We start from the raw sequence: 11364 nt of genomic DNA on the forward strand, positions 1-11364 counted from the left end.
ACAATGCGACCGGAGGATTTTAGTGATCGGCGGGAACGGGGTAAAGGCTGCGCCACATGTACCAGGTCGCGACGGTGCGCCACGGTTCCCAGTTGGCCGCGACTTCGCGCGCTTCGCTACGGGTCACGGGTTCGCCGCTGAAATAGTTGACGCTGATGGCCTGGATCAGGCCGAGGTCGTCGAGCGGCAGGACATCGGGGCGCGACAGGTTGAAGATCAGGAACATTTCCGCTGTCCACCGGCCGATGCCGCGAATCTGCGTCAACTCCGCGATCACGGCCTCATCTTCCATTGATGTCCAGCTATCCACGTGCAGCGCGCCGGAAACGAAATGCTGGGCGACATCGAGGATATATTCGGACTTCCGCTTCGATAACCCGCACGACTGCAGTTTCGCCGGTCCCACCTTGATGAACTGCTGCGGCGCGAGCGTCGGGCACGTGCCCTCCACGCGTTTCCAGATAGCCTGCGCGGCTGTCACGGAAATTTGCTGGCCGACAACCGAACGCGCGAGCGTGGTGAATGGATCGTCTCGATTGATCAGATGCACCGGGCCAAACTTCGGAATCAGTTTCTTGAGGATACGGTCACGCTTGACGAGATCGGCGCACGCCTTGTCCCAATACTCGGGACGCGCGGCTTCCGCCGACAAGCCGGGCGTCTGCACCGGCACGGATTTCTCGGCGGTTATCGCACGCGACTTGCGGACAATCTCGCCGTCGTTCTGCGGAGCGCGCACGAGTGCCTGGGCTTCGTCAACGCCGACGCCGGTCTCGACGGCTTTCACGTCGAGCGCGCCATTTGCATTGCCGCCCGTCTTCTTCGGCGACACTTTCGGCGCCGCTCCGCGCACCGTCTTGCGTGCGCGAACGAGACCGTTCGGTTTAGCGGCGCCGTCATGCGCCACGCCATTGACCACGCGTTTCTTCGATGCAGTCTTGCGTTCTGCGTCGTGACCAGCGCCGTTGGCGAGCTTCGCCCCGGACGTCGATACCTTCGACGTTTTCATCTGCGCACGCCGCGCGACCTTGCTCGCGGGCACTGCGATACTTCCGGACGCGGCTCGTTTAGCCGGCGCCTTCCTGGCCGTTGCCATCATGCCTCCTACCTGGCGAGTCGATCAAAGGGAACGAGAGGCGTTTAACTGCGACGCCATTCGGTCAACCCACCCGGTTTGTCTTCAAGTGCAATCCCGGCTTCGAGCAATTCCGCGCGAATCCGGTCTGCTTCGGCATAGTTCTTTGCCTGCTTCGCAGCAACGCGAGCGGCGATCTTCATGTCTATATCGGCAGGCGTGAGGTTTTCTGCACCTTCTTTGCCGCCACTATCTCGACTGCTGCGCGGCGTGTCCTGAAGGAACGCTCGCGGCTCTCGCTCCAACAATCCGAGCAAAGCGGCCAGTCCCTTCAATTGACGTGCGAGCACGGTGTCCTGCGAGCGATTCACTTCGCTCGCCAATTCGAACAGCACGGCGACCGCGACCGGTGTGTTGAAGTCGTCGTTCATAGCCGCGCGAAAGCGTTGCGCATGCGCTTCGTTCCAGTCGAGCGGAGCGGCATCCGGCGTCACGTCTTTCAATGCTGTATACAAACGCGTGAGCGCCCCACGCGCATCGTCTATATGAACGTCGCTGTAATTGAGCGGCGAACGATAGTGTGCCCTTGCAATAAAAAAACGCACGACTTCCGCATCGAATTTTTCGAGGACTTCGCGGATAGTAAAGAAGTTGCCGAGCGACTTCGACATCTTTTCACTGTCGATCTGCACGAAGCCGTTGTGCATCCAGTAGTTCACGAACTGAACGCCCGTTGCCGCCTCACTCTGCGCAATTTCATTCTCGTGGTGCGGAAACTGCAGGTCCTGACCGCCGCCATGAATGTCGAAACGATCGCCCAGCAAGGTGCAGCCCATGGCCGAGCATTCGATATGCCAGCCCGGACGGCCGCGTCCCCAGGCCGAGTCCCAGCCCGTGTCCGGCGGCTCCCCTTCCTTCGCGCGTTTCCACAATACGAAGTCGAGCGGATCTTGCTTGGCGTCATTGGCGGCCACACGCTCGCCCGCACGCAAGTCTTCGATCGACTTGCCCGACAGCTTGCCGTAGCCCTCGAATTTGCGCACCGCATAGTTCACGTCGCCGTCTTTGCCCTGATAGGCGTAACCGTTCTGCACGAGCGTCTGGATCATGCCGAGCATCTGCGGAACGAAGTCGGTCGCACGCGGCTCGAGATCGGGACGAGCAACGCCAAGCGCATCGAGATCGTCATACATGGCCTGGATGAACCGGCCGGTCAGCGCCTTGATCGACTCACCGTTTTCCACGGCGCGACGAATGATCTTGTCGTCGATGTCTGTGATGTTGCGCACATAAGTCACGTTGTAACCGAGCGTGCGAAGCCAGCGCTGGACAATGTCGAACACGATCATCATGCGTGCGTGCCCGACATGACAATAGTCGTACACCGTGATTCCGCAGACATACATGCGCACTTCTCCGGCACGGAGGGGCACGAAAAGTTGCTTGTCACGCGCGAGCGTGTTGTAGATGCGCAATGAGTTCATAAGCGATGGTGCGTGGGCCGGGACATCCGTGTTTCGACTGCTGGCCAATGTTGTGACGACGGTTGTGACGGCGTGCTGCATGTCCGCGTTCGTTCGCATTCGTTTCCGGCTGCCGATGACAACGGTACACTGTGCGCTGCTGCGGTCCATGCTACAGGTAGCCGTGGAGCGAGAGCAACATCAAGAACGGCGATGAAACCAGCGACGAGAACGACGTCGACGCGAACATCAGCGAGTGGCACGATCCCGCACGTTCCAGCACGTTCAACATGTTTGACCCGGCCCGGCTTCGAACTTGAAGCGCTGGGAACCGTGCGCGCCGTCGCAAGAAACATGACGGTCACGTCGCAATCAAAACGGAGGCGGCCGCGAGTGGCGTAAAGACTGTCTGGACGTTCAGCGGAACGTTGCAGACGTTTTGTTAGAATGGGTCGGAGTATAACATCCAGACTAGAGCCTATGAAACCTTCCAGCGGCCGCGCATCAAGCGTTGCCAAGCTCGCGGCGACCGCCCTTGCAACCGTCACATTCGGACTTGGCGCAACGTTTTTGGCGGCTACGCCTGCGCTTGCACAAGTCTCCACCGCCACCGCGGACGACACGCCTGCCATCGACCTGGCAATCTCGCAGAAGCAATGGCCGAGTGCGCTGGCTCAACTGAACGCGCGCCTGAAGACCAACCCGCGCGACGTGCAGGCCAAGTTCAAGCGTGCCACGGTGCTCGCGCGTTTGAACCGGGACGACGAGGCCATTGCGGCGTTTACCGAGCTCACCCAGGCCTACCCCGAACTGCCCGAGCCGTATAACAATCTCGCAGCGCTCTATGCCAAGAAGGGCCGCTATGACGAAGCACGCGTAGCCCTCGAAACGGCGACAAAAGCGAATCCGAGCTACGCGCTGGCCTACGAAAACCTGGGCGATCTATATCTGCGTCTCGCCAGCGAATCGTACAAGCGGGCCCAGGCGCTCGGGTCGAAGAGTCCGTTGACAGCACAACGCGTGGCCGACATTCAGAAGATCGTATCGCCGCCGCCGCGAGCTCACCCAGAAGCTGCAGCCGCTGCGGCCGCCGCATCAGGCGCGTCGCATGTGTCGGCCGCTTCGGCCGCTTCGGCGGCGACGGCCGCGTCTTCGTCGAGTGCAACGTCTAATGACTGGACGGGCACCACGTCCACCGACGACATGTCATCGCCGCTTTACTCGCCGTTCTCCGGGCCCAGCGTGCCGCTTTCGACCACCCCTTACTTCGCGCCCACGAATCCATAACCCGATAATCCGGCAGGATCGAACGTTCAGACGTCCATGCACCGGAATGGTTTGAACGTTCGGCAAGTCTTCACCCGTAGCTGCTCCAACCAGAGGATCGATTGCTCATGAAAAGTTTGTTGTTGGCGCTCGGCAGCGCTGCACTCATCGCCCAGGCGCCCGCCTTCGCCCAGTCGTCGCAGACTGCTGCTCACCCCACGGTGCTGCTCAAGACTTCACAAGGCGACATCAAGGTCGAGCTGTATCCTGAGAAGGCACCGAAAAGCGTCGCCAATTTTCTTGACTATGTGAAGTCCGGCCAGTACAACGGCACGATTTTTCATCGCGTGATTCCAGGCTTCATGATTCAGGGCGGCGGGTACACAACCAGCTTCGTGGAAAAGCCCACGCGCGCGCCCATTCCGCTTGAAAGCAAGAACGGGCTGAAGAACACAACCGGCACGCTCGCCATGGCGCGCACGAGCGATCCGGACTCGGCAACATCGCAGTTCTTCATCAACACGGTCGATAACACCGGCCTTGATTACCCCAACGGCGACGGCAACGGTTATGCCGTGTTCGGCAAGGTGATCTCGGGCATGGACGTTGTGAAGAAGATCGAAGGCACGCCTACCACCACGCGCGGCCCGATGGCCGATGTGCCGCAAACGAACGTGGTGATCGAATCGGCCACCGTGGTCGGCAAGTAAGCGGCACATGAAGCAGGCATACGCCGTGCGCATCGCGTATGGCCCCATCTACTCTTGAAAAGGAAAGGCACTCATCATGGTCGAACTGCATACGAATCACGGCATCATCAAGATCGAGCTGAACGCAGAGAAAGCGCCCAAGTCGGTCGAAAACTTTCTGAACTACGTAAAGAAAGGTCACTACGACAACACGGTATTCCATCGTGTGATCGACGGTTTCATGATCCAGGGCGGTGGCTTCGAACCGGGCATGAAGCAAAAGCCGACGGACGCGCCTATCGACAACGAAGCGAACAACGGCTTGAAGAACGAGCACGGTTCAGTCGCCATGGCGCGTACCAACGACCCGCATTCGGCCACCGCCCAGTTCTTCATCAACGTCGGTGACAACGAGTTCCTGAACCACTCGTCGCCGTCGCCGCAAGGCTGGGGTTACGCGGTATTCGGCAAGGTCGTCGACGGCCTCGACATTGTCGACAAGATCCGCAAGGTCAAGACAGGTTCGAAGGGCTTTCATCAGGACGTGCCGGTGGATGACGTCGTGATCGAAAAGGCTGTCGTCGTCGGGGAATGATCGACTCGACGCACAGCGTGATCGAAACAGCCGAGACAGCGGGCGCGCAAGATACAGCGCGCCCGCTGTTTTTCATTTCCGATCTCCATTTGAGCGACGCCATTCCGCACACGGTGGCGGCGTTCGAGCATTTCATCGAGGTGACGGCGAACGATGCCGACTCGGTGTTCATCCTCGGCGACCTGTTCGAATTCTGGATCGGCGACGATGTGCTCGATCGAGCGGTGCCCGGCCCGCGCGCCGCGTTCGCGAGACGCATGGCAGCGTTGATGCATACGCTGTCCGAACGCGGTATTGCGCTGTACGTGATGCACGGCAACCGCGATTTCCTGCTCGGCAAGCAGTTCATGCGTGCCTCGGGAGCGCTGCCGCTACCCGATCCGTTTGTTATCACGGCATTCGGCACGCGCATCGTGGTGGCGCATGGCGATGCGCTCTGCACTGCCGACCCCGCATACCAGCGCTTTCGCCGGTTTGCGCGCAACCCGATTGCGCAACAACTATTCCTGAGCCTGCCGCTGAAGCTGCGTTTATCGATTGCGGAACGCATGCGATCGACCAGCGAAGACGGCAGGATGCGTCCGGCGCTGGCGAAATACGACGTGACGCGCGAAGCCGTGGCGAAGCTGTTCGCCAGCACCGGCACTCATACGATGATCCACGGCCACACGCACTTGCCCGCGCGTCATCGGGAAACGGATGGCGTGCGCTGGGTCATGCCGGATTGGGAACTGGATCACGGCGAGCCACGTGGCGGGTATTTGCGCGTGGACGCCGAAGGCATCCGGGCGTTGCCGCTGGCTTGAATTCAGGCGTGAGCTTTCCTTCGTGCTTGCGTGCCGGTGCCCGATGAAAACGATAGAAGCGCACCGCCGTTTCAGCGCCGCGCCGCTTCGCCTTTCATTGCATCGGAGAGACGCTTCAGATCGATGAACGCGGCATTCTCGACGCCGCTGATTGCATCTATGCGTGTGCCCAGTTTCTCGAGCGCCGCGACAATCTCATCCACACGATGCGCTTGCGTGGACGCGTGATCGATCAGACCGTGGATGGCAAGCGACACGGGATCGTCGGCGTTCGGCGTGATGCCGTATGCGCAGAACGCTGCACGCTCGGGCAGGCCCGAGTCCTTTTGCACGGGTTTGACCGTTGCCGGCATGACCACACGCGCCGGATTGCCCACGGCCGTCCCGCCCGCCGGAACCGGCTTGACCACGACCGCGTTCGACCCGATCTTCGCTTCCGCACCGACCGTGAACCCGCCGAGCACTTTCGCACCCGCCCCGACGATCACGCCGCGTTCAAGGGTCGGATGCCGCTTCGCGCCACGCGCAAGCGATGTTCCGCCAAGCGTCACGCCCTGGTAGATCGTGCAGTCATCGCCAATTTCCGCCGTTTCGCCCACGACCACGCCCATACCGTGATCGATGAACACCCGGCGCCCAAGCGTCGCACCCGGATGGATCTCGATGCCCGTCATGAAACGCGCAAACTGCGAGACAAAGCGCGCGAGCCACCGCCAGCCGGATCCCCAGCAAGCGTGCGCGATCCGGTGCAGCACGACGGCGTGAAAGCCCGGATAACACGTCACGACTTCCCAGGCATTTCGGGCGGCGGGATCGCGCTCGCGGATGGCGGCGATGTCTTCGCGGAATCGATTAAACATGGCGGTGGCTCTGTGGGTGACCGGGGTGCCGACTCTCGAACGCGGGGCTCAGCACGGATTCGGGAATCGATAGTTCGATTTCCGCAGATTGTAGGGCGAGCCGTGGGAATTCGCTGCGATGCCCCCGCTGGCAAAGCGGTCAGGGTTGGGCACTGATAGGGGCTCCGCAATACGCGAGCGGCGCCCGAAGGCAGCGCGCGGTTTATCTTCTTTGTTGCCGCGGGGATAAACCCACTACTTCCCCGTGCTTTTGAGGCGCTCGCGGTCGCCCTATCGCTTAATTTTCAGAAGAATATGCTTGGCGATACCACGCAGGATATTCACCTCCTCGTGCTCCAGTCCCGAGCGCGAGAAAAGCCGCCGCAGCCGCGACATCAGTTTCTTCGGATTGGCCGGATCAAGGAAATCGAGTGCGACCAGTGCCTGTTCCAGATGCGTGTACATGCCTTCTATCTCGTCGCTGGACGCGCTGGGAGCAGCCGTCGGAGCACCGGCCGTCGTGGGAGAGACTGACGTTGCGGCCGTCCGGCCGAGCAGCGCAAGCCGCAGTTCGTACGCAAGAACCTGCACCGCCTGAGCCAGATTGAGCGAGCTATAGGCCGGATTCGCCGGGATGTGGGCAAGCGCGCTACAGCGCTCGACGTCGGCATTCGACAAACCCACGCGCTCGTTGCCGAACACCAGCGCAATAGCGCCCGAATTTCCGCCGTGCCCCTGCCCCACGAACTCGCAGGCCTTTTCCGCCGCGGCCCGTGGCGCCATCTGAGGCGGGCCGTATTCCCGCGAACGCGCCGTCAGCGCAATCGACCAATGCACGCCATTCAGGGCGTCCGCCAGCGTTTCGACGACTTGCGCCGACGCAAGCACGTCGTCGGCGCCGCTAGCCATCGCGATCGCTTCCGGCTCGCGCGTCACAAACGCAATTTTCGGGGCGACGACGACCAGCCGGGAAAATCCCATTGTCTTGAGCGCGCGTGCGGCCGCGCCGACATTGCCGGGGTGGCTCGGTTCGACCAGCACGAAACGCGTCGATGCGAAAGCGTCGTCCGGGCGATCCGGGGAGTTTGATGAGGGGTTCAGGTCCAAGGGGAAACGCTTGCCGGAAGGTTGAAAGAGATGTCATGGTATCGCCGCGCGGCCTATCCGGCGACATAAGCTGCGCCGAGCGTGACGCGCCGGCGGCCGACTCGGGTAAAATAGCCCGTTCGCGCGTGTCCGCTGTTGCAAGCCGCTGTAATCAGGCGTTATTGCAGGTTCAAAGAACGCACGCGCCCCGCTCTTCTTCAATTCGTTGCCGTCGACACACGTCGTTTTGCCTGCTGGTTTGGGCCGTTTTCCGTTCGGGGCTGGGACTTCACGCGCGTGCGTGGAGCGCAGCCGCCGGCCAAAGGACTATTTTCATGCATCCGATGCTCAATATTGCTGTCAAGGCCGCTCGCCGCGCCGGACAGATCATCAACCGCGCGTCGCTGGACCTGGACCGTATCCAGGTCAGCAAAAAACAGCATAACGACTTCGTGACGGAAGTCGACAAGGCCTCCGAGGCAGCAATTATCGAAACGCTGACCACCGCCTATCCGAAACACTCCATCCTCGCCGAGGAATCCGGCGTGCAGGACAAGGATTCGGAGTTTCAGTGGATCATCGATCCGCTCGACGGCACGACCAACTTCATCCACGGCTTCCAGTATTACTGCGTCTCCATCGCGCTCGCCCACAAGGGCATCATCACGCAAGCGGTTGTGTACGACCCCACCCGCAACGACCTGTTCACCGCGTCGCGCGGCAGCGGCGCTTACCTGAACGAGCGGCGCATTCGCGTGGCAAAACTGGATCGCCTCAACGACGCGCTGGTCGGCACGGGTTTCCCGTTCCGCGACGGTGCGGGCCTTGAAGCGTATTGCAAACTCTTCTCGCAAATGACCGAAGCCTGTGCCGGCTTGCGCCGCCCTGGCGCCGCCGCGCTGGACCTGGCGAATGTGGCCGCAGGCCGGCTCGATGCGTTCTTCGAGCAAGGTATCAGCGCTTGGGACGTGGCGGCGGGCAGTTTGCTGATCACCGAAGCAGGCGGGCTGGTAGGCAACTACACGGGCGAATCGGATTTCCTGCACAAAAGCGAGATCGTCGCGGGCAACCCGAAGGTCTACGCGCAGATGATCAAAATCCTCGATCCGTTCACCACTACGCGCCAAAGCGCATAACGCTCGGAAAAGGCGGCTGCGGCCGCCTTTTTTATTGAGCGCCCTGCGCGCCGAACTTTGTCGCTCAGTTTCGGCGGCTCCGCGCCGCCTCGGGACGCGTCCTGGAACGCTCTGCAATCGTCCGAAAGGCTAACGTTCGCCCGCGCAATTCTGCGCGCCGCCGCCGGCTCCGCTAAAGTGTCCTGCTCGCCGTCCGCGGCATCCCACACCCTTTCTGCCGCCGTTGCTCCCTGTCTAATGAAAAAAGGCTTCTATACGATCATTGCCGCGCAGTTCGTTTCGTCGCTCGCCGACAACGCGCTGCTGATCGCTGCCATAGCGATGTTGTCGGTGATGCATTCCGCGTCGTGGGTCACGCCGTTATTGCAGATTTTCTTCACGGTCTCGTACGTGCTGCTCGCTCCGTTCGTGGGAGCGTTCGCTGATTCCATTCAGAAACGCCATGTCATGTTCGTCTCCAACGCGCTGAAAGCAGGGGGTTGCGCGCTGATGATCCTCGGCGTGCACCCCATGATCGCGTACGGCGTGGTCGGGCTCGGCGCGGCGGCCTATTCACCGGCGAAATACGGCATCCTCACCGAGCTGCTGCCGCCCGACAAGCTCATACCGGCCAATGCATGGCTGGAATCGGCGACAGTCGGATCAACGATTCTCGGCACGGTGATCGGTGGTGCGCTGGTCAGCCAATACGTTCAGCACTTTGTGAGCGGCGCGCATCTGGTGCTGATCCGCTCGTCCGCCGACGCCGCCATGTTCGCCGTCATGGTCGTTTATGCCGCGGCGGCGCTGATCAACATCGGCATTCCCGATACTGGTGCGCGATACCCGAACCGGCTGAAGGAACCGTCGAAGCTCATCGGCGATTTCACCCATGCATTCAAGGTGTTATGGGGCGACAAGCTGGCGCAGATCGCGTTATGGGTGACGACCCTGCTGTGGGGCGCGGCGGTCACGCTGCAACTGCTGGTGCTCAAATGGGCAGCGGCGAACCTGGGCTTGTCGTTGTCGAAGGCGGCGGTGTTGCAGGGCGTGACGGGCCTCGGTATTGCAATCGGCGCGAGTGCCGCCGCCACGTGGGTGCCGTTGCGCAGTTCGCTCAAGGTTCTGCCGATCGGTGTGGTGACGGGTGCGGTGGCTGTCGGCATGGCGTTCTACAACAAGGACCTGTTTCCGGCAGGTTCCGGCGTGCAGATTGGCCCGCTGTTTGCACCGCTTTATATCCTGGGCGCGTATCCGCTGATGATTTTGCTGGGTGCGCTGTCGGGTTTTTTCATCGTACCGATGAACGCCATCCTGCAGCATCGTGGTGCGACACTGCTGTCCGCCGGGGCTTCCATCGCGGTTCAGAATTTCAACCAGAACCTCGCCGTTTTGTCGATGCTCGGCGCGTACGCGCTCTTGCTGACGACCAACCTGCCGGTGGAGTGGATTATCGTGGTGTTCGGCGTGTTTATCTGCCTGATGATGTGGCTTGCGATGCGGCGCCATGCACGCAATGAGCGGACTGTGGATTTGGGCGCGCTGGTTCAAGAGTGACGAAAATCAGGCTACGGGAATGAAATCTGCTGCACGTTTTGCTCGGCCGGCAAGAAGCCGCGCGCTTCGCTGAGTGCGTGGGTTGAAATAAACGAACGAAACGTCAAAGGAGTTGCAAATGGGTCTATTCACACGTTCCACACTGGATAGCAACATCAATGGCGCGGCCAAGGTGGGTCATCGCGCGGTTCAGGGTGCAAGCGACGCGGTCGATACCGCCAGCGTGCAGTTGCGCGGCCTGCTCGACGACCTCGACAGTTCAATCCGCGATGCGAAAGACATCGACGTGGACAAGCTGCGCAAAGACTTGCAAGCCAAGCTGAAAACGGCACGTGCCCAGTTCGATGGTTCGTCTTCGGCTATTGCCGGACGGCTGAACGATGCCGCCGGTTATGCCGATGAATTCGTGCACGACAAGCCGTGGCATACGCTTGGCGCTGTTGCGGGACTTGCGCTGCTGGTCGGGTTTCTGGCGGGACGATCCTGATCGGTCTTGCGTTCAATTCGAGGTAAAGCAAAAACGCCGGCATGCCGGCGTTTTTGCTTTTGGAGACGCGTTTCTTATCGTCAGCACATACAACTGCAATTGCGCCCGGTCTCGCATTAGCCATCCGGTCAGGCTTCGCTCGTTGAGCCCACACATCTGCAACGCTTTCAACGTGCCGAAGCTGTCAACAACAACTTGTATGTTTCATAGAAAATTTATTTCTTCACCCGTCCGGGTTTCATAGGCGAAGAATCTTCAACAAAGCGTACGCTCCTTGCATGAGCACAGTAGGACTTCTATGGGGCATTGAAAGTCAAGCCCTTGGGGATCTGTTTCCCGTGGATCAGTTACCTCCTTTGAGGGTGCTGCAAGTTGTCCACGGTCGA

General features: G+C 60.7%; 11 protein-coding genes. 7 read left to right on the forward strand and 4 right to left on the reverse strand.

Going from position 1 to position 11364, the window contains the following annotated elements; all coding sequences use genetic code 11:
- Window positions 1-19: 19 nt before the first annotated feature.
- Both ABH944_RS40115 and cysS read right to left on the reverse strand, forming a co-directional pair.
- On the reverse strand, window positions 20-1096 hold the full coding sequence (locus ABH944_RS40115) for a DNA-3-methyladenine glycosylase family protein (RefSeq protein WP_404613985.1): 1077 nt from the start codon (window positions 1094-1096) through the stop codon (window positions 20-22).
- A 44-nt stretch (window positions 1097-1140) separates the two neighbouring features.
- Entirely contained in the window at window positions 1141-2559 is a 1419-nt protein-coding gene (cysS, locus tag ABH944_RS40120; protein ID WP_404613905.1) for a cysteine--tRNA ligase, read from the reverse strand.
- 426 nt (window positions 2560-2985) lie between these two features.
- On the opposite strand from cysS, the gene ABH944_RS40125 reads away from it, so the two are divergent.
- The 4 genes from ABH944_RS40125 (at window position 2986) to ABH944_RS40140 (ending at window position 5894) form a co-directional block, all read left to right on the forward strand.
- Window positions 2986-3825 carry a tetratricopeptide repeat protein gene (locus ABH944_RS40125; RefSeq protein WP_404613903.1) on the forward strand — a complete coding sequence of 280 codons (840 nt, stop codon included), beginning with the start codon at window positions 2986-2988 and terminating at the stop codon, window positions 3823-3825.
- A gap of 107 nt (window positions 3826-3932) precedes the next feature.
- The gene (locus ABH944_RS40130; protein WP_404613901.1) at window positions 3933-4514 is read left to right on the forward strand and encodes a peptidylprolyl isomerase; all 582 of its coding nucleotides are present in this window, start codon (window positions 3933-3935) and stop codon (window positions 4512-4514) included.
- Between the two features lie 76 nt (window positions 4515-4590).
- Entirely contained in the window at window positions 4591-5088 is a 498-nt protein-coding gene (locus ABH944_RS40135; RefSeq protein ID WP_062091121.1) for a peptidylprolyl isomerase, read from the forward strand.
- Window positions 5085-5894 carry a UDP-2,3-diacylglucosamine diphosphatase gene (locus tag ABH944_RS40140; protein WP_404613898.1) on the forward strand — a complete coding sequence of 270 codons (810 nt, stop codon included), beginning with the start codon at window positions 5085-5087 and terminating at the stop codon, window positions 5892-5894. Before ABH944_RS40135 ends, ABH944_RS40140 begins: the two co-directional genes overlap by 4 nt.
- 71 nt (window positions 5895-5965) lie before the next feature.
- Here ABH944_RS40140 and cysE read toward each other — a convergent pair whose 3' ends face one another.
- Both cysE and ABH944_RS40150 read right to left on the reverse strand, forming a co-directional pair.
- On the reverse strand, window positions 5966-6754 hold the full coding sequence (gene cysE, locus ABH944_RS40145) for a serine O-acetyltransferase (RefSeq protein WP_404613897.1): 789 nt from the start codon (window positions 6752-6754) through the stop codon (window positions 5966-5968).
- A 270-nt stretch (window positions 6755-7024) separates the two neighbouring features.
- Window positions 7025-7840: an RNA methyltransferase gene (locus ABH944_RS40150; protein ID WP_404613895.1), complete on the reverse strand. Its 816-nt coding sequence runs from the start codon at window positions 7838-7840 to the stop codon at window positions 7025-7027.
- Between the two features lie 314 nt (window positions 7841-8154).
- On the opposite strand from ABH944_RS40150, the gene ABH944_RS40155 reads away from it, so the two are divergent.
- The 3 genes from ABH944_RS40155 to ABH944_RS40165 all read left to right on the forward strand — a co-directional run bounded on the left by ABH944_RS40155 (window position 8155) and on the right by ABH944_RS40165 (window position 10978).
- The gene (locus tag ABH944_RS40155) at window positions 8155-8955 is read left to right on the forward strand and encodes an inositol monophosphatase family protein (RefSeq protein ID WP_062091118.1); all 801 of its coding nucleotides are present in this window, start codon (window positions 8155-8157) and stop codon (window positions 8953-8955) included.
- Window positions 8956-9192: 237 nt separating this feature from the next.
- Window positions 9193-10491, forward strand: a complete 1299-nt coding sequence (gene lplT / locus ABH944_RS40160; RefSeq protein ID WP_404613893.1) for a lysophospholipid transporter LplT — start codon at window positions 9193-9195, stop codon at window positions 10489-10491.
- A gap of 118 nt (window positions 10492-10609) precedes the next feature.
- Window positions 10610-10978, forward strand: coding sequence for an ElaB/YgaM/YqjD family protein (locus ABH944_RS40165; protein WP_062091116.1), 369 nt, complete (start codon window positions 10610-10612; stop codon window positions 10976-10978).
- Window positions 10979-11364: the final 386 nt, after the last annotated feature.

This window comes from Caballeronia udeis (assembly GCF_044909315.1).
GTDB classification, from domain to species: domain Bacteria; phylum Pseudomonadota; class Gammaproteobacteria; order Burkholderiales; family Burkholderiaceae; genus Caballeronia; species Caballeronia udeis_A.